This is a genomic window from Candidatus Paracaedibacter symbiosus (assembly GCF_000757605.1).
GTDB classification, from domain to species: Bacteria; Pseudomonadota; Alphaproteobacteria; order Paracaedibacterales; family Paracaedibacteraceae; genus Paracaedibacter_A; species Paracaedibacter_A symbiosus.
Genome location: NZ_JQAK01000001.1, coordinates 366548 through 385149 on the forward strand (window position 1 = coordinate 366548; position 18602 = coordinate 385149).

General features: G+C 41.1%; 16 protein-coding genes and 1 tRNA gene. 9 read left to right on the forward strand and 8 right to left on the reverse strand.

The window, feature by feature from the left end; genetic code table 11:
- Window positions 1-176 precede the first annotated feature (176 nt).
- Window positions 177-785 (reverse strand): helix-turn-helix transcriptional regulator, encoded by a 609-nt coding sequence (locus IG80_RS0101700; protein ID WP_032112326.1) that lies wholly within the window; start codon window positions 783-785, stop codon window positions 177-179.
- A gap of 196 nt (window positions 786-981) precedes the next feature.
- On the opposite strand from IG80_RS0101700, the gene IG80_RS0101705 reads away from it, so the two are divergent.
- From IG80_RS0101705 to IG80_RS0101720, 4 genes are all read left to right on the forward strand, one after another.
- A tRNA-Ser gene (locus IG80_RS0101705) sits at window positions 982-1072 on the forward strand.
- A gap of 205 nt (window positions 1073-1277) precedes the next feature.
- Entirely contained in the window at window positions 1278-1784 is a 507-nt protein-coding gene (locus tag IG80_RS13030; RefSeq protein WP_052045875.1) for a hypothetical protein, read from the forward strand.
- A 102-nt stretch (window positions 1785-1886) separates the two neighbouring features.
- Window positions 1887-2747, forward strand: coding sequence for a TraB/GumN family protein (locus IG80_RS0101715; protein ID WP_032112327.1), 861 nt, complete (start codon window positions 1887-1889; stop codon window positions 2745-2747).
- A 511-nt stretch (window positions 2748-3258) separates the two neighbouring features.
- Window positions 3259-3690, forward strand: a complete 432-nt coding sequence (locus IG80_RS0101720; RefSeq protein WP_198027072.1) for a GNAT family N-acyltransferase — start codon at window positions 3259-3261, stop codon at window positions 3688-3690.
- A 69-nt stretch (window positions 3691-3759) separates the two neighbouring features.
- Here IG80_RS0101720 and IG80_RS15475 read toward each other — a convergent pair whose 3' ends face one another.
- A complete protein-coding gene (locus IG80_RS15475; RefSeq protein ID WP_198027074.1) occupies window positions 3760-3957 on the reverse strand; it encodes a hypothetical protein in 198 nt (65 codons plus the stop codon).
- Window positions 3958-4066: 109 nt separating this feature from the next.
- Between IG80_RS15475 and IG80_RS0101730 the strand changes: the two genes are divergently transcribed.
- From IG80_RS0101730 to ychF, 3 genes are all read left to right on the forward strand, one after another.
- The gene (locus IG80_RS0101730) at window positions 4067-5302 is read left to right on the forward strand and encodes a CCA tRNA nucleotidyltransferase (protein WP_052045877.1); all 1236 of its coding nucleotides are present in this window, start codon (window positions 4067-4069) and stop codon (window positions 5300-5302) included.
- Window positions 5303-5350: 48 nt separating this feature from the next.
- On the forward strand, window positions 5351-5752 hold the full coding sequence (locus IG80_RS0101735; RefSeq protein WP_032112330.1) for a DUF4424 family protein: 402 nt from the start codon (window positions 5351-5353) through the stop codon (window positions 5750-5752).
- A gap of 180 nt (window positions 5753-5932) precedes the next feature.
- Window positions 5933-7033, forward strand: coding sequence for a redox-regulated ATPase YchF (gene ychF / locus IG80_RS0101740; RefSeq protein WP_032112331.1), 1101 nt, complete (start codon window positions 5933-5935; stop codon window positions 7031-7033).
- 364 nt (window positions 7034-7397) lie between these two features.
- Here ychF and IG80_RS0101745 read toward each other — a convergent pair whose 3' ends face one another.
- Complete coding sequence (locus tag IG80_RS0101745) at window positions 7398-9293, reverse strand: peptidylprolyl isomerase (protein WP_032112332.1); 1896 nt, start codon at window positions 9291-9293, stop codon at window positions 7398-7400.
- A 63-nt stretch (window positions 9294-9356) separates the two neighbouring features.
- Between IG80_RS0101745 and tpiA the strand changes: the two genes are divergently transcribed.
- Window positions 9357-10172 (forward strand): triose-phosphate isomerase, encoded by an 816-nt coding sequence (gene tpiA, locus IG80_RS0101750; RefSeq protein WP_052045879.1) that lies wholly within the window; start codon window positions 9357-9359, stop codon window positions 10170-10172.
- Between the two features lie 106 nt (window positions 10173-10278).
- On the opposite strand, the gene IG80_RS0101755 is transcribed toward tpiA, so the two are convergent.
- From IG80_RS0101755 to IG80_RS0101765, 3 genes are all read right to left on the reverse strand, one after another.
- A complete protein-coding gene (locus tag IG80_RS0101755; protein WP_198027075.1) occupies window positions 10279-12132 on the reverse strand; it encodes a DUF3857 domain-containing protein in 1854 nt (617 codons plus the stop codon).
- Between the two features lie 157 nt (window positions 12133-12289).
- Window positions 12290-13561: an AAA family ATPase gene (locus tag IG80_RS0101760; protein WP_032112334.1), complete on the reverse strand. Its 1272-nt coding sequence runs from the start codon at window positions 13559-13561 to the stop codon at window positions 12290-12292.
- A 359-nt stretch (window positions 13562-13920) separates the two neighbouring features.
- On the reverse strand, window positions 13921-15141 hold the full coding sequence (locus IG80_RS0101765; RefSeq protein ID WP_052046225.1) for an acetyl-CoA C-acyltransferase: 1221 nt from the start codon (window positions 15139-15141) through the stop codon (window positions 13921-13923).
- Between the two features lie 258 nt (window positions 15142-15399).
- On the opposite strand from IG80_RS0101765, the gene IG80_RS0101770 reads away from it, so the two are divergent.
- Window positions 15400-15933 carry a hypothetical protein gene (locus IG80_RS0101770; RefSeq protein WP_032112336.1) on the forward strand — a complete coding sequence of 178 codons (534 nt, stop codon included), beginning with the start codon at window positions 15400-15402 and terminating at the stop codon, window positions 15931-15933.
- 86 nt (window positions 15934-16019) lie between these two features.
- Here the strand turns inward: IG80_RS0101770 and IG80_RS15480 are convergent, their stop codons facing one another.
- On the reverse strand, window positions 16020-16322 hold the full coding sequence (locus tag IG80_RS15480; protein WP_232224357.1) for a topoisomerase C-terminal repeat-containing protein: 303 nt from the start codon (window positions 16320-16322) through the stop codon (window positions 16020-16022).
- A 5-nt stretch (window positions 16323-16327) separates the two neighbouring features.
- A complete protein-coding gene (gene topA / locus IG80_RS12265) occupies window positions 16328-18475 on the reverse strand; it encodes a type I DNA topoisomerase (RefSeq protein WP_075553136.1) in 2148 nt (715 codons plus the stop codon).
- Window positions 18476-18602 lie beyond the last annotated feature (127 nt).

An 18602-nucleotide genomic window follows, 5' to 3' on the forward strand; every position in this document is an offset into this window, starting at 1 on the left:
AATATTTGATTAATTTTAGTAAAACTTTATTTCTGAGCGTCTGCACCTCTTATGAATTTTCGCAAACGTACGTAACCATTCCAATAATTTAGAGTAATTTGAGTGAGATGACTGTGGCCACATTAAAAAACTGATCTCTGTATAAATAGTTTAAAAATGGAAACGTGTGGGCGGACTTAAGCTGCTCGCCATTCTTTTAGGTAATTAAAGATGGTGGCCCGACCCATGTTGAGTATACCTGCAATATAATTAGCAGAATTAGTTGCATTAAAGGCTCCCTGATTAAACAGGCCATAAACCAGCTCTTTCTTTTGCTTGGTATTCAATACTTCAAGATTGAGTTTATTTTCATCTAAAAATTTATGGATAAATAAATGTATCTGATCTTGCCAGTCATTTTTAAACATTTCTTCAGATTCAGCTTCTACTTGGGGTGCCAATAATTCAGTCAAGATCTCCTGAGTTAAAACTAACTTTGACACATCAAAATTAATGCACATGAGCCCTTTTTCATCGCCTTTTTGGTCAACTAAAATGGTAGAGATTGTTTTAATCAGACGACCATTTTTATTTACTTGCGGCGAGGTGCATCGCTCAATCGAAGCCTCAAGAATGTCCAGATTTTCTTCTAATTTGGATAGATCTCCTGTGTTGAGTTTAGAAAGATTACCTTCAACATGATGCACCTTTTGATTATCAAGGTCATGGATAATCACTTCAACAAAAGGGGCATAGATCTTCGCCACCACGCGAGCAACCGGTACAAAACTATTTAAAAATGCCATCCTAGTCCCTAGCTTTTAATATTGTGTTCTACAGCTCTATTTAATAAAATTCTACCCTTAAGCATTGATCCCTTCAAGATACTGAAATATCTTACTAAAGTATTAATTTATGCTGGGAGAAAATGTTTTGTTAAAGGCGTATTGAATAAAAACCTTGCACAGCAGCCTGAAATCCATGATAAATAATATATCATTAGGAGAGATGCCGGAGTGGTTGAACGGGGCGGTCTCGAAAACCGTTGTGCGCTTAACGCGTACCGTGGGTTCGAATCCCACTCTCTCCGCCAACGCTGAAAGAGCTAAGGTTCTCGGGTCTATTTTCATGTAATTACAGCATGTTAATGTGGGCCAGTGTGTGCGCGGCTTAGGAGGAAATTCTCAAAATGACATGCGAACAAGGCGAACGCCCACTGGCTAAAATCTGCTGCGATATTAGAAATTTTGGCTAACAAGGGTCTGTCGTTTAAGTTTAACGAGGTAGCGTATGCGTTGATGGAGCAAATGAAACTGCCCGATAAAGCCATACAGATTTTGAGAGACCAGAAATTAGAAGGCAGTTTTACCCGCCAAGAGGTTTATGATATTCTTAAGCAGATGTATCTCAATCCTCACAAGCATGATACGAATCGCAAGATTATTTTAGAGGCCAGCGGAATTGCTGCTTACCAGGAATCTTCGGGCGCTGTGAAGATTTTACTGACAGATGATGCGCCCCAATTTAAAGGGGTGACCGAACGGCTTGCTTTGTGCTGGATCCACGAAGGTCGTCATTACAAGAAATTAACGCCCTATCTTTATTTGCATCAGGAGGCAGTAGACAATTTCTTAAAGGGTACTGAAGCAAAAGATACGTTCATGACTATTGTTGAAACTGCCAAAAAACACAGCGTCAACGTCTATACTTATCTCCATGACCGCATCACGAAAAAGTACGAAATGCCTTCATTAGCCAGCCTCATAAGAGTGCAAAACCAAACTTTAGCAACCACATCTCCTTAGCCAATCCTTTTTTCCTAAGTTATAAGGATACAGATTATTTTTTTGCATAACTAAAATTGAATGGGTTATAAAAAATAAAAATCATGTAATAGAGGTAATTGAATGAATTTATATAAAATATTTTATTTGTCTTTCCTGTGTTTTACTATGAGTTGTGTTTGTGGAAGCGGTGCATATGGTGCTGATACATTCTTGTTTTCATTTGAGCGAGATGGCCGAAAAAGTTATTTAGTAGGAACTCAGCATGGGATAGATCCTGTGCGCCTTCCTCCAGCATTGACCTCTTGTTTGCTTGAGCGATCTGTTCTGGTGGTTGAAAATACAGATACTCAGAAGCCTTTAGATGAATGTTCTCTTGCAGCTATGGGGGCTCTCAAAAAATCAAATGAGCCTTCTTATATTGAGATGTTAGATAGAAAAGACAGAACTGAGCTTCTTAATTATGTTAATCCATTCCTTTTAGAAAAAGGCGGGCATATTCAAGCTGATCGACTCAATCTGAAAGGATTGTATGCGACCTATATTGGAGGTCATTTTCTCAATGGATTGGATTATTGGTTGATGAGATCTTTCAAACAGAGTCAAAAAGAAATTCAAGGACTTGAAACGAGGGAAGATGTCTCTGCTTTTTTTGAAGATGTGACGTTTGATAATTTTGAGCAAATCATAAAACATCAAGCGGGATTTGGATCCCCAGAGGCCCTAAAAATAGACGAAGATTATTTGTTAGGTGTTATTCCACCTGAAGAAGCGCCTGAGTTTGAAGGGGAGATGCTGCAAAGGAATCCAAAATGGTTAGGCAAAATAATAGACTACCATAGATATTATTCAGAAGGGATGGTTGCAGCAGTTGGTTATAATCATCTTTTTGGTAAAAGTGGGCTGTTAAATCTTCTTTCGCATGAAGGCTTCATCCTTAAGAGAATGAGCGCTACGGGGGATTTTATTGAATTTAAGTTATAATAACAGGGGGGGTAAAGTTAAGTTCTAACTTGGACATCTGAGGGGTGCTTGAGCAATCGCTCGTTGCTTAACCATAAGTTATAGAGGGGATACCAACAGCCTTGGGAATAAAGGTAAAGAGTTTTTGAAGACAAAAGGATCCCTAAAAGACCTACAATTTTAAAACAGGAATTTTACTTGATCTTGAAACAGAGAAATTTCGCTGGAAGGTAAGCTCCCTCCGCCAAAACAAACAAACGATAAGAATCAAGATATAAGCATCGCGTGTCTTGAGTCTTAATAAAGTCGGATTTCCAGGAATAATCTATCTATTTCCCCAGATAGGGAAAATTTGTCAGGCAAAAACGCAATACCCCCTCGCCAAAATCATAATAACTTCTATCTTATAGACTGCAAATACTCCTAATGAGCTTAGATCTATGCAGAAACCAACTATTTTTTCTAAAAATAGTGTACCCAATAGACTAACTCACTTTTTTCCACTACTCAATAAGAGATTATGGAATTGATTATGCAGACAGTAAATCTGAGCCCGGGGATGGAAAACAGAGAGTTTAATAGTGAGGGTTATCTTGAAACTCACTTTGACACCCGGGGTGATCCCTATATGGCGATGATCGCAGAAAGCGATAATCTTCTCAATATTTACTACCACTTAAGATATGAAGTATTCTGTGAAGAAAGGAGATTTATTGCACCGCGCGCAGATTTACTTGATAAGGTTGAATCTGACAATCATACGATTCACCTACTCTTGTACCATCAAGAACTAGACCTATTTGTAGGTGGGGTTCGGATGATTCTCCCCCAAACAGAATATCCTTTTAATGCGCTTCCTGCGATTGAATTGGATGATTCTCCCTTTCACCAACAATTTATCGACCATACTCTTTACGTTCCCCGATCAGACTACCATGGGAATTTCAAGACTCTTAATCTCTAAGAAACGGATGGGAATCATTCGAAATCATCTCGACAAACAACTATTAAACCAAACTGCTCCTTCCCTAGCTTATCTTTTTAAAAAAAATCTATCAAATCTCAAAACAACAGCATCTAACCCATTTTCTCTCCATTCAAGCACCCGCGTTAATCTATTTAATGCAGACACTTTACGTGCCGGTAATAAAAATTGGTCAGCCAGTACATTATATTGGTAAACTGAGACAACCTTGTTATAATTCTTTTGAAGATATTGTAAAATATACAAAAACCCACCATCAAAAGTTTTATAATTTTTATGTAGGTGAGTAAAACATGTTTGGTTGCCAAGAAACCATAATAAAATTGCAACTTAATGAGAAAGATGCCCTAAAAAGATGGCCGCGCCTCCAATCATTCTGGAACTCATTCAAAAGCTAAAACCACTACAGAGGGTTTATAGCGAACAAGGATCAGAGATCCGCCTTGTTGGTGGTTGCGTCCGTGATGCTCTCCTTGGCAAGATGGCAGCAGATATTGATTTAGCAACCCCCCTCCCCCCTAAGCAAGGAATGGCGGCGCTGCGCCAAAAAGGGATTGTCTGCATTCCCACTGGTATAGACCATGGGACTTTCACTGCGCTTATCGATAAGCAACCTTACGAGATCACAACTTTAAGGCAAGATATCACAACCGATGGCCGCTGGGCTGAGGTTGCTTTTACCAATAATTGGCAAGAAGATGCCATGCGCCGCGACTTAACCATCAATGGGCTTTACGCCGATTTTAATGGGACGATTTATGACTATTTTAATGGTATTGCCGACCTTCGGGATGGCATCGTTCGCTTTATCGGCCGGGCCGAAGACCGTATTACAGAGGACTACTTAAGGTTACTGCGCTTATTTCGCTTCCATGCCTGGTATGGTAGACAACCCCTTGATACTGAGACTTTGGCGATTTGTGAGCGCCTGGCGCCAAAGCTTCTCACTTTGTCCAAAGAGCGTATTACCAAGGAAGTTCTGAAGTTGCTAGAGGCGTTAAACCCATTGTTGAGCCTGACGCAAATGGCAGAACATAAGATTCTGGAAGTTTTATTCCAGAACTATAATTTGGCGAATCTCAAGCGTCTTCTCATCCTAGAGGAAATGGTGCATCTCCCCCCTTCTCCTTTACGCCGCCTAGTGGTTTTGACGAAGTTCTGTCTACCTAGTTCACACAAAGATAATGCAAGCAGAGGGACAAAGCCTACGTTATTTCGCTTTTCCAACGCCCAAAAAACCTATATCCATAAGATATCGACTTTAACTCAAGCGCCACTATTTAACACCACGACTTATCGTTATTATTTGACCGTGGAGTCAAAAGAAATCGTGCAGGATGCCCTTATTGTGAAATATATTCAAGAAGCAATAGAGAACCCTGCATTACTCACCTCAATCATGTTGGATATCGCGGCGACTTCCATTCCTCCTCTTCCCATTACAGGAACAGACTTAATAGCTATAGGGGTAAAGGCCGGACCTGAGATTGGTAATATACTCATCCATTGTCGCCACTGGTGGGCAGAAAAGGGGTTCCACCCATCCAAAGAAGAGTGCATCCTGTGGGTAAAGCAACATCTTAAGGGATAACAATAAAATGTCAACGACTCTTCTTTTTTAAGCGCCGCTTTAATCTTGATGCCAGCACAATTGGGTACCAATGGGATGGCTGCGACCATTATCGGCGGAGTGATTGAGTATAAAAAATTTGATAAGGTAAGCATAGATTCTGAAACGCTCAAAATCTCTGGCAAAACAATTAGCCCCACCTACGAATTCACCAACCACAGCGATAAAGATATAACCACGGATGTAGCGTTTTCACACCCTGCTTCTCCTGTTACTTTAGGCGATATAGTACGAGTATTTCCTGATTGGAATGAGCTTTATCATGCGCAAAGTCTCCTTGATGATATTAAAAAAGAAAGCCTTGCCAAAGAGAAAACACCAAAACGTACACTTCTTTCCCGAGAATGCGGCGCGCCATTTACTGATTTAAAGATTCTTTTTATCGACCTGATGAATTTTCAGGGAAAGTAGCTCTTGAAATTGGAAGGAATAGAACCTTATAAATAGAATAAAGGACTATCGGTGAGACGACGTTCTGTGAACAACATTTTATGAGGATGATTTTGAGATGTTTTTGGCGCAAATAGCCAAAAAAAACATCCTCTTCCTCTAAATGGCTTTACGTTAAAAAATTGAAAAGGCTTCGAAAAGATGGGATTTAATTGTGGTATTGTTGGGTTGCCCAACGTTGGTAAGTCAACTTTATTTAATGCGTTAACCGCAACGGCCGCTGCGGAAGCTGCCAACTATCCATTTTGCACGATTGAGCCTAATACAGGCAGGGTAGGTGTTCCTGATTCACGTTTGGAAACTGCAGCTAAAATTACTGCCTCCGCAAAAATTATACCGACTCAACTAGAGGTTGTCGATATTGCCGGGTTGGTGCGTGGCGCCAGTAAAGGCGAAGGGTTGGGCAACCAGTTTTTAGGTCACATTCGCGCTGTTGATGCGATTATTCATGTGTTGCGTTGTTTTGAAGACGATGATATCACCCATGTTGACGGCCACGTTGACCCGCTGCGGGATCTAACCACTATTGAAACAGAATTGATGCTGTCAGATATGGAAAGCTTGGAACGCCGCATTATCAGCCTTGCCAAAAAAGTCAAATCGAATGACATGGAAGCAAAAGCGTTGATGCCGATCATGGAACGCGCACTCAAGCACTTGCAAGACGGTCATATGGCCAAAACTCTTGAGGTCAGCCGTGATGAGGTTCATCTGTTCAAACAACTACAGTTAATCACAGCAAAACCAATCTTGTACGTTTGCAATGTTGCCGAAGGCGATGCAGCAATAGGGAACAAGTTTACACAGCAAGTCTTTGATTATGCATCCAAAAATGGCGCCAGAGCTGTGACAATTTCTGCCGCCATTGAAGCCGAAGTTTCCGGTCTTGATTCAGCTGAAGAACAACAAGAATTCCTGGAAAGCTTAGGACTCAGCGAGACTGGCTTAAAGCAAATCATCCGCGAAGGATATAAGTTGTTAGATTTAATTACCTTTTTTACCTGCGGCCCCAAAGAAGCCAGAGCCTGGACAACCTTTAAAGGCGCAAAAGCACCTCAAGCAGCCGGAGAAATCCACACTGACTTTGAACGCGGTTTTATCTGTGCAGAGACAATTTCTTATGACGATTATGTCGCCTGTAATGGTGAAGCTGGCGCCAAGGCTGCAGGAAAACTACGACTTGAAGGCCGGGATTATGTCGTTCAAGATGGTGACGTTTTTCACTTTAGATTTAATGTGTAGTAGTCTTCCTTCGTACGCTTAATGAGCCCCCTATAGAGTGGATCCGGCCCATCCCTGCGCTGTAAAGAGCACCACTTTGGGCTGGATTCACTATAAATTATTCTTTAGCTTGTCATCCTTTTATTTCTACCAAAATAATAAAAATAAATAGATATTCTCTTCTCCTACTCTTCCTTTGAGGATAAACAAAATGCTCGAGACTTAGAAGATTTCAAAACATTTCTTTACAATAGAGAAAATGAGAATGGCAGACGGAACTCTTCTACCGAGTTCATACGTAATAAATAGATATCCTCTTCACAAAAAAACCGGCTGTGCTTAGCCGGTTTTTTGTTTAATGTCTTAGAAAGCTTCCATTGGTGAGTTAAGAGTGATTCACCAATGTTTCAATAACAGCCTCATTAATTGAGACTTTACCATGTTGGCGCAAATGCACAATATAAGAAGCCTGAACGTCTTGTTGTAACATATTCTTTAATGAATCACCCAAAGCAGCCATTTTATCTTTTTCCTTAGCCAGATCGAATGGGACAACTTTTTGCAGCATAATTACTGCAAATCCATCTTCTGTCGGCCCATATGCTGCCTTGTTAGCTTCCAACACAAAACCTTGGCGAAGCATGTTTGCAGAAACACCCTCTAGTGGTTTTTGTTGTTTTTGTGCATCAACCCGGCTAATTGGCTTGAGAACTTTAGGAGTTAAACCATTTTGTTTCGCAAATTCTATCAATTTTGCCACTGAGTCAGCTTCTTTAACGAGTTTTTGCGCTACTTCTGCAGCTTTTTCTTGTTGTTTAATTTCTTTCCAAGAAGCCTCTACCTTGTCCTGGATTTGATTTAATTCTGGGATTGTTTGGGGGATAACCTTATCAACATGCGCCACAACCGACGTTCCATTGGCAGCCTCAAGAACATTAGTATCACCGCCTTCAGGGAGGGTCAATACATTGTCTAAAAGCAAACTTTGATACTCAGCCGGCAACGCTGATTTTTTAGACGCATCCAATCCATTTTTATCAACCATATCAATGACTTGAACTTGAAGATTATGCTCTTTAGCCACCTCAGCAAACTGGGCCCCGCCAGCCAAGGCATCTTCAATTTTATTTTTCAACTCGTAAAGCTGGTCATTGACCTGATCGTTTTTCAGATCATCAGCAAGTTGTCCCTTAACCGTCTCAAAACCTTGGACATGTTCTGGCACAATTTTTGTCACGATAAAGACGACATATCCCAGAACTGAATCAGCTGGCTGAGACGCATTGCCAGCAGTTAACCCAAAAATCACATTGCTGTGGTCGGCGGTAAATTTATCAGGAGTTGCCTGTTCAAACTTACGGATGTCTGCTTTATATTGCTTGGCGACTTCCGCGATGGTTTTACCATCATTGAGCGCTTTGGAGGCTGCCTCTGCTGTTTCCCGAGAGGCAAAAATCAACTGTGTTACATCGCGATTTTCAGGCAAAACAAAGTTTACCTTTCGTGTCTCATATTCTTCACGTACCTTAGCCTCGTCCACCTGAATGCTGTCACGAACCACTTTTGGATCAATCACCAAAAGAGAAAGCTTGCGATATTCAGGTTGCGTAAATTCAGCCTGGTTTTCTTTAAAAATTTGTTCTAGCTCAGCTTCTGTCGGTGTCTCCGTTACCCGCATTTGCGCTAAAGGCACGCTCACCACAGTAAAGACGCGTTGTTGTTGAAGACCTTGAAAAATCTTTTCCTGATAAAACAACGGTAATCTCACGCCCGAACTGAGAGATCCAAACAGCTGTTGTTGCAACAAACTATCTCGAATTTCTTTGATAAAACCCCTCTCTGTCAATCCACTATTGGCAACTAGGGTATCAAATTTGTTTTTATCGAACTGGTTATTCGCATTTTTAAAAGCAGGAATCGATTGGATGTGTATGCGAACGGCATTATCTGTTGCCACCAATCCTAGATTATGGATGGCTTCTTTAACAATTTTTGCATCAATCTGATCATCAAGAACACGCTGATAAAGCTTCATTTTCTTAATTTCTTCAGAAGAAATTTTGCCTTTCGACATTACTTGAAAATTATTAATTACGCGCTGATATGCGTGTAAAAACTCTTCCTGACTCACACTACTTCCCCCAACTGTTGCAATGGGACGCATATTTGAGTAGTTACGAAAAACATCACCTACTCCCCACAAAGCAAAGCTAGCGACGAGGACGCCAAACAATATTTTAATAAAAAGACCACCAGAACGTTCACGAAATATTTGCAGCATTATTTATACACATTTATTGTATCGTTAAATATCTATACCCAAAGTACCTGAAGAGTTGAGGTTATGGCAAGCAGATTTGAGGTAAAGCCAGAAATCAACTTCTTACGTTATTTTAGTATATACATAGTGTATATAAAACACCATAATTTGAATCAACTGGAAACATTGCTTGGAGAAGAAATGTCTAAATTAATTGTCGCAAATTGGAAAATGAATGGTTCACTTTTCTTTATCGAATCCTTTTTTTGTAACTTAACCTACGCTGATAAGAATCAAGTGGTTTTCTGCCCCCCTTTTCCCTATCTAACCGCGGTAAAATCTTATTTGTCCAAGGCTAATTATGCCCTTGGCGCCCAAGATTGCCACGCCCAAGATGCAGGCGCCTTTACAGGCAATACCAGTGCTGCAATGGTGCGGGATGTCGGCGGCACTTACGTTATTTTAGGGCACTCCGAACGGCGCCAATACCATCAAGAAACCAACGGCCTTGTTAGACAAAAAAGTCTAAATGCTCTTAAAAATGATTTAATTCCAATCATTTGTGTGGGGGAGACTTTGACAGATCGCGAGTCTAAAACACACCTTGATGTAGTCAAACAGCAGCTGATTGAGTCTATCCCTGACACACCAGAATCGGTTGTTATTGCCTATGAACCTGTTTGGGCCATTGGCACGGGTCTCTCTGCAACCCTCCATGATATTGTGGAAATGCATCAGATGATCGCCAATTATATTAACAACAAATACAAGATTCTCTATGGGGGCTCGGTAACAGCTGAGAATGCAAAAGAGATCCTCTCGCAACCCCATGTTGATGGTGTTTTGGTTGGCGGCGCTAGTTTAAAATCTGACCTTTTCAGCACCATTATAGCGGCTTAGCAGCCTATAAAATCAAACGAATGCCAATTTGACATAATAATGTTTTCTCTTCACCAAAAAATCTGAAAAAGCCAGAAATCGGCTTCTTCAGGTATTTTGAGTATAATTAGGGGAATATAACTGCAACGTTTTGGCAGTATTCCTTAATTGATTCCTTCAATTTTTTGAACTCCGCCGAGTTGATTTCAGCAGCAGAAATAAAGCTTTTCAGAATCACCACATCCTCTGCAATTACTGTATTCCCTTCTTGTAGATCACACTTTCTAATTACTTTTAGCCACGGCGTTACTAAACTGAAATCAAGCTTTGAAAGGTCCTTACCATTGATATCTTTGATAATCTTTTTGCGTTTCAGGGTTGAGGGTGTCCCCACATACATCGTTCCTTCTTGACCATCAACCGTTTGTGTATAAACACCTCCCCAAGTTGAATCAATAGAAACCCCATGTCCCAGATTGGTCCGTAGTAAATTATTTTTCTGACTAAAGGAAAACTCAACCCTCAGCGACTCTGGCACAATACGGGCACGCAAGTCCGGCAAATTCACAATTTTATTGAGAGGCGTTGCCTCGCCACTAATCATTTTAATAACTTTTTCTTGGACTGCTTGCTCTGAATCAAAAAGAGTAGCACCAGCAATCGCCAAAGTATCTTCTCCTGTAAGAATTACTTTCCCTTTAACATTCTGCAAGTCACCATTCAGTTCAATTTCTGATTCAACAATTGTTTTAGCACTTTCAGGATCCACATCTGAAATCACGTCATACGATGGATGTTCTAAATCCAGAACGACTGCTGGCCTGTTAGCAATATCAGGAAAAATCTTGCCCGCAATGCTCATCACATTGGTGGGATCAACCCAAAAAATCTTGCCATCTTTATCAGTTACCTTGACAATTGCGTGATTTACACCTTCAACCGATGGTAGTAATTTTTGCGGTGCCAAATACCCAGCTCCCCGTATAACAAGTGCCACATGTGCGTTGTGACCTAAGGCTTTGAGTATCGCGACAGTTGCCGCAGAAAAATCTTTACAGTCACCCGTTGCACTTGTCACAGTGACCTTTAATGATCGCGGGGAAAACCGCCCTTCAATTGTTGTGCGATCACTCAAATAGCGAATCTTTTCAGCAAGCTTGGATGTCACAATATTAATTTGATCACTCAATGTCGCCCCTTTTACGGCTTCTTGCTTAATTTCTTGCAACAACGGGGGCAAAGGTTCATCAATCACAGTTTGGAAACCTAAAGCTGAAGCTTTGGCAAAATCATCAAAGGAATTAAAGGTTGAGACTGCAAAGCGCGTTGCATGATCATCACTCAAAAAGCTATTATGGGGCTCATTAACTAGCTCCTCATAAAACTTTTCACCTTCTTTGAGATGCAGTGAAATAAGTTGCTTTTCGCCTTCTTTTTTCTCCGTCATAACAAATTTTTGACGGGGATCGTTCAGCATAATATGAAGCGGCAAATGAGAGGTAATATTAACATTACAGTGGGTCCAAACTCCCTCTTGTCCTAAATAAAAACTGCGCGAGTAATAGTTTGGAAACGGTTGTTTAAAAATCGTAAGCTTGAACTTCAGGTAAATAGTCGAGCCCACGGAAACGTTCGGATAGGTGACAGACGCCTGCATCATTTGGTCAAAACCATTAGGCTCACTCACCACGGGTTTGATCTCAATGTTTTTTGAAGGCACTTTGGTTTCAAGGCCATCATGGATGGATTTTGCCTCAAGAATCTCTATTTTTTGGATATTCTGATTAAAGAAAGTGCGAAAAATACCAAAGTTCTCCCGCCCAGTCTCATTTAAGATCTTAACCCGATACTCAACAATTTCTTCGCTGCTATCAGCCTTGATTGTAATATCCCGATTAAAAAGCTCATACTGAATCGGTGCCTCTTCCGGATTTGCCCATCGCCCCTCCCCTGTTCCGGCACAAAACAAATGAGCCATCATTATCAAAATAGTTTTTAAGGAGTAAGTTTTTTTAAGCATATTAGAAGCTGTTGTCCTAGTAATTTTATTGTGACTTTAGCTTATAGGATGCCCATCGTCCACAAGAAAAAGCCTCTTAGGAAAGGTCCAAAGAGGCGTTAAGGAAACACAACATCTTTTATGAATACAACATCACCAAACTTGGATTTTCTTCTTCTATCGGATCTTGGATATAATCCTTCAAAATATCTTTACCAGTCGCTTTATCAATCTTCAGAGAACTTCCTATATATTCTTGAATATTAAAGGTTTTCTCTTCCATAATCTTAGAGATCATTGGGTTAATAGCACGTGCCCCTGTTTGTTGCCGTAACGCAGCCTCTGCAATATAATCAATGACGTCATCAGTAAATTTAAGATCTATGTTATAGGCTATTTTATATTGGTAAATGTGCTGTTGTAAAAATGAATTTTTTGACGTCAACATAATCTGCTTAAGATCTTCTTTACTAAGGGGAGAAAATGGCACAATATTGCATAAACGCCCCGCTAACTCTGGCAGCATCCCATAACTTGCAAGTTTTTGAGGAGTAATGATCGGGATTTTTCTTCTACTCTTCTTGTTTTGTGAATAACTATCTTCAGAAGAAATAAGCCCAGCAAACGCACCGCCTGCAATCCATAAAATGTTCGCTGTATTAAGAGTACCATTAGTGAGGGTTACCTCCATCCCCTGAATTGCGGGAAGAAGTTCTTGTTGAACCCGTTTAATGATCTCAAAATCGCCCCTTCCTCTGGTACAAAGCTTATCAATTTCGTCAATAAAAACAACCCCCTGCTCTGCTTTTTTAATAACCAACTCATTGTTTATATTTTCTTTTGGGAGAAGGCTTTGTGCGTTAGAATATAATTTTTCAAAAAGATCCTGCCATTTACCCCCCACATATCCCTGAGCCGTCCATTCCGTGGCATTCCCTACAGCAAACGGAACTTTTAACATTTTAGATAAAACAGCGAGGCTGGATGTTTTACCACATCCCGTGGGCCCCACTATTAAAATATTTGGTTTTTCAAGGAATAAACTATGCAAATTGGAGTTTTCACGTAATCGACCTGTGACAAGATGTTGATGCATAAATGTCGCCAATGATTTCATGGCTTCATCTTGAGCTATCGTATGTTTAATAAGTTCGTCATGTATCTCGTGTGGAAAAGGTATGCCTGTCAGATCAATGTTTTTTTGCTTTTCAGTTGTTATAACGATAGGTTTTTCGTCTCCTATCTCTTCTTTTTCCTTAATAAGAGATTCAAGAAGTAGATTTTCTGATAGAAGCCCCCCAGAGTCTATCAGATCTGTGGGTTTCTGATCTTGGGCATACGCCCCAAATTCAAAAAAGGTACCACAAACGAGCAGAAACGAAATTTTTTTTAAAAATACAGATAAGATCATGGATGCACCTACAAATATATTTTGACATACCCTCTTCGCCATATAAAAAACGGGTTGCTTTACCGTTTCTCACAGCTAAAAATCAATACAGTTAATTCCAGCACATAAACCTTAAGCAAAAGTTAAGTGCTGGCTATTTTTGGAATAATATTACTTAAATATAATAACAAGCTTACATTTAGTTTTACTTAAATAGAGTTTACCAACATTAATATTAACATTCGCTGAAAAACTGGCACTCTTTAACTGTTTTATTGGTTATATTTATAGGAGGAATAGGGGCGTTTATAACCATTACCTGAAGATGCACGTTACTATGCATCGTCAGGTAGTTTGAGTATATATTAGATCTATTGACTCTATGAGCAGCATTCAATCGCTAAGGCAACGGCTTCCCCACCACCTATGCAAAGGGTGGCGATGCCACGCTTCAACCCCCGATTTTGCAAAGCATGAAGCAGAGTGACAATCAAGCGTGTACCACTGGCTCCCACAGGGTGGCCCAGAGCACAAGCGCCACCATTCACATTCACCTTCTTGTGAGGAATCTTATGGTCATGCATTGCTGCCATCGTTACTACAGCAAAGGCCTCATTGATTTCGAACAAATCAACATCGTCCGCATCCCAATCAAGCTTTCTCAACAGTTTGTCAATGGCGCCCACAGGAGCTGTCGTAAACCATTCTGGGTCGTGGGCAAAGGTTGCATGTCCCTTAATCACCGCCAATGGCTGATAATGATTTTCTTTGGCATAATCCGCGGTCATCAACACAATAGCAGCCGCCCCATCTGAAATTGAGGCAGAGCTTGCTGCTGTCACTGTGCCATCTTCTTTAAAGGCTGGGTTGAGTTTGGCAATTTTATCAATATTAATTTTTGTGGGAGTTTCATCAATAGAGACAGTTTCTTCACCTTTTTTGGACTTAATAATGACCGGAATGATCTCTTGCTGAAACGCTTCTATTTCAATTGCTTTCATTGCGCGTCTAGCTGATTCTCGGGAAAACTCATCTTGATCTTCGCGGCTAAATTTATATTTTTCAGCAGTGTCTTCGGCAAATGTCCCCATCAAGCGCCCTTTGTGATAGGCATCTTCTAAACCATCATAGAACATATGATCGTAAATTTTGCCGTGACCGATACGATAGCCACCTCGCGCTTTTTCTAACAAATAGGGGGCATTGGTCATGCTCTCCATGCCTGCAGAAACAATCACATTAGTTTCCCCAGCGCGAAGTTGATCATAAGCTAACATCACCGATTTCATGCCCGAGCCACACACCTTATTGACTGTTGTACAGGGAACAGTGTTAGGGACTCCAGCTCCGATTGACGCCTGACGTGCGGGTGCCTGTCCTAACCCTGCAGGCAGCACACAACCCACATAAACTTCTTCAACCTTTTCAGATGATAAATGGATAGATTCCAGCGCCCCTTTGATAGCAATTGAACCAAGCTCTGTTGCCATAAGGGCGCTTAAAGCCCCTTGAAAAGAGCCAAGCGGGGTGCGTTTTGCCGCAACAATAACAACATCTTTACGAGACACAGAAATTCTCCATCTATTTATTTTTAGGTTCATCCATACCGTGAGCCACCGCATTAAAAATAACTGCTGCCTCATACCTTGGGTTATCTTCCATCTAGCTCGAGGATAACATGGGGTTCTGACAACTTTTACTCAAATTTAAGTAAGGTAACTTTTTAAGATTATCACAAGACAATTAAGGATGAACACTAGTAAAAATAGAGTTAAAAATACATTGAAAAAAACTTCCTCGTTACTTATATCAACCTCATATGTTTATTCATTAAGAATTCATTAAGAAAGAAAAAAATTATGAATCACAAAAATCTTCTCAAAAGCATCATTCCAACCCTTATTTTTGGTTTTTATTCTTCTTGCAATGCCGCACAACCTGATGACCATGCAGAGATGATGGCGCTCGCTGTCCCTGCACTGAAAAAAGCCCTTGAAGTTGTCGATACAAAAGTTATTGATACACTTATTGTCACAACATGTGCGGCTTACGGTTCACATATAGGCGAAGCTACTTCCATTCGCATAATGGAAAAAATTAATGATTCGATGGGGATAATAAGCCGTTTTAGACCGCAAGACCGTTACGAAGACGACTTTGGTAGATACCTTGGAGGAATTACTGGTTATCACATGGGAAAGTTTATTGTCCATCTTCGTCATAAAATCACTGATCCGCTTTTTCCGCAACTATATGACCTTGCTGCGGCAAGCCTCAATGCCAGCAAAACTTTAGTTGAAAATTTTGTGGATAGAACGTCTGGCTATATGTGTTCTAAACTTAGAGGTGCAACAGAATATTTGAACGTCTATGCCCAAAAGAAGAATACCTAACGCTTCACTATAAAGTTATTTCGATAATCATTATTGGGCGCCTCGAGAAGCGCCCGCAATGATCACAAACTAAGGACAAAAGCTTTTTATTCAGCTTTCTTCTTTTTAGTTGTTGCTTTTGGTTTAGCTGCCGCTTTTTTAGGTTTTGTCGCCGTAACCCGCTTTGGTTTCCCCGCTGATTTCTGTTTCTTAGCCTCGACCAATTCTACCGCACGGTCAATGCTAATGGTAAACATATCTTCGTTTTTTGGAATAGAGGCAAAAACATCGCCGCATTTAACATATGGCCCAAAACGACCAATCCCAACCACCATCAACTCACCCGTTTCTGGATACGTTCCAATTTTTTTCGGCAATTGTTTTAAACTAAGCGCCATCTCAAGCGTCACTTGCGTCAAATCAACACCGGCTGGAATAGCAACACGCTTTGGCTTATCGACTTTGGGTTTTTCTTTTTCCCCTTAGAAGAAGTTTCTAGTGGAGGGGGGGCTTGATCAACCTCGCCGTCCCACTGCAGGTAAATCCCATAAGGACCTTTACGCAAAGTAATTTGCGCTTTTGTCGCTGGATCAATACCAATAACTTTAGGTTCATCTGCCTGAACCATCTCAACATTATCCCCGCCATCGCCGCCAACAGTCCGGGTATACTTACATTCAGGATAATTGGAGCACCCAATAAAGGCCCCATAACGACTCAGTTTGAGGCTAAGCTTACCCTCGCTACATTGAGGACATTTACGCGCACCTTCCTCATCGCCATGGAATAAATGGAAAGCCATGTCTTTTTCAAGCGAATCTAATACTTCAGTGATCCTGAGCTCTTTCGTCCCATCCACGTTTCCTTTAAAGGCTGTCCAGAACTCAGTCAAAACATCACGCCATTTGCGAGTACCGGTTGAGATTTCATCTAACTCTTCTTCCAAATGCGCCGTAAAATCATATTCCACATAGCGTTTGAAAAAGTTGACGAGGAAAGAGGTCACCATGCGACCACGGTCTTCAGGGATAAATTGACGTTTTTCTAGGCGTACATAATCACGTTCCTGCAGCACATGCAAAATAGAGGCATAGGTGGATGGACGTCCAATCCCTAACTCTTCCATTTTTTTAACCAGGCTCGCTTCGGTGTAGCGTGGTGGTGGTTGTGTGAAGTGCTGGTTTGGATTCACAGCTGTCACTGTTGCCGCTTCTCCTTCATTAATGACGGGTAATAATCTGCCATCCTCATCGTCAGAAACAGCATCATCCACCCCTTCTTGATATACCTTCAAATATCCGTCAAAGGCCAGGGTTGACCCTGTCGCACGCAAGATAATCTGCTTGTCCGTTGATTCAATATCAACACCAACTTGGTTGAACACAGCCGATTCAATTTGCGAGGCAACGGTACGCTTCCAAATCAGTTCGTAGAGTTTTAACTGAGAATCATCAAGATATGCGGAAACTTCACTTGGATGGCGTAATACAGACGTGGGGCGTATGGCTTCGTGGGCTTCTTGCGCGTTCTTGGCTTTGTTTTTAAACTGGCGCACAGTGGCTGGCACATAATTATTACCATAAGTATCCCCGACAAATTGGCGGATATCTTTGATAGCCTCATCAGAAATGAACACACTGTCGGTACGCATATAGGAGATCAAACCTGTTAATTCCCCGGCGATTGGCACCCCTTCATAGAGTTTTTGGGCAATTTGCATCGTGCGGCTCGCACTAAAGCCAAGTTTGCGCGACGCTTCTTGTTGCAAGGTGGAGGTTGTGAATGGGGGGGCCGGATTTCGCTTAACTTGTTTTTTCTCAACAGATTTAATGCTGTACTGGCGCTCTAAAATCGCTTTGGCAGCTTGTTGTGCCTCGTCTTCGTTTTTGATATCCATCTTGTCGAGTTTTTTGCCGAACAAGTAGGTTAATCGCGCCTGATAGCTTTGGTCTTTGGTATTGAGCATATCCGAGACCAGAGACCAATATTCCTGTGTTTTAAAAGCTTCAATTTCATTTTCACGCTGGACAATTAATCGCAAAGAAACAGATTGCACACGACCAGCTGATTTGGACCCAGGTAATTTGCGCCACAAGACGGGTGATAAAGTAAACCCAACAAGATAATCAAGAGCACGACGCGCCAGATAGGCATCGACCAATTGCTGATTAATGTCGCGTGGCGATTTGAGGGCCTGCTGAATTGCATTTTTTGTGATTTCATGAAAAACAATGCGGCGCACTTTATGATCAACGAGTGATCCCTGACTGCGTAAAACCTCCTGAACGTGCCAAGAAATAGCCTCCCCTTCTCTATCAGGGTCGGTAGCGAGGTACAATTCATCCGCATTTTTAAGCGCTCGAGCGATGTCTGCGACATGCTTTTTTGACCGATCATCCATTTCCCAGATCATGGAAAATTGATCATCAGGCTGAACAGAACCATTTTTTGAGGGCAAGTCGCGGATATGGCCATAGCTTGCCAATACCTCAAACTCGTTCCCTAAATATCTGTTAATTGTTTTAGCCTTTGCCGGTGATTCGACAACAACAACTTTTTTCATTTTCTACCTGGCAAATACAATTCGTTAACACTTACACTAAAAAGACAAATTTCTATTTTATAGTCATGGCAAAAGGGGGGGGCCATAAGAACCGTTCCCGCCGCGCCACCTAAAACAAGTTCAGCAT

Coding starts and splice junctions, on each gene's coding strand:
- IG80_RS0101770 (WP_032112336.1), top strand. CDS start 15,400: ATGAATCACAAAAATCTTCTCAAAAGCATCATTCCAACCCTTATTTTT.
- IG80_RS0101735 (WP_032112330.1), top strand. CDS start 5,351: ATGCCAGCACAATTGGGTACCAATGGGATGGCTGCGACCATTATCGGC.
- IG80_RS0101765 (WP_052046225.1), bottom strand. CDS start 15,141: ATGAACCTAAAAATAAATAGATGGAGAATTTCTGTGTCTCGTAAAGAT.
- IG80_RS0101700 (WP_032112326.1), bottom strand. CDS start 785: ATGGCATTTTTAAATAGTTTTGTACCGGTTGCTCGCGTGGTGGCGAAG.
- topA (WP_075553136.1), bottom strand. CDS start 18,475: ATGAAAAAAGTTGTTGTTGTCGAATCACCGGCAAAGGCTAAAACAATT.
- tpiA (WP_052045879.1), top strand. CDS start 9,357: ATGGCAAGCAGATTTGAGGTAAAGCCAGAAATCAACTTCTTACGTTAT.
- IG80_RS0101755 (WP_198027075.1), bottom strand. CDS start 12,132: ATGATGGCTCATTTGTTTTGTGCCGGAACAGGGGAGGGGCGATGGGCA.
- IG80_RS0101720 (WP_198027072.1), top strand. CDS start 3,259: ATGCAGACAGTAAATCTGAGCCCGGGGATGGAAAACAGAGAGTTTAAT.
- IG80_RS0101715 (WP_032112327.1), top strand. CDS start 1,887: ATGAATTTATATAAAATATTTTATTTGTCTTTCCTGTGTTTTACTATG.
- IG80_RS0101760 (WP_032112334.1), bottom strand. CDS start 13,561: ATGATCTTATCTGTATTTTTAAAAAAAATTTCGTTTCTGCTCGTTTGT.
- IG80_RS13030 (WP_052045875.1), top strand. CDS start 1,278: ATGGAGCAAATGAAACTGCCCGATAAAGCCATACAGATTTTGAGAGAC.
- ychF (WP_032112331.1), top strand. CDS start 5,933: ATGGGATTTAATTGTGGTATTGTTGGGTTGCCCAACGTTGGTAAGTCA.
- IG80_RS0101745 (WP_032112332.1), bottom strand. CDS start 9,293: ATGCTGCAAATATTTCGTGAACGTTCTGGTGGTCTTTTTATTAAAATA.
- IG80_RS0101730 (WP_052045877.1), top strand. CDS start 4,067: ATGGCCGCGCCTCCAATCATTCTGGAACTCATTCAAAAGCTAAAACCA.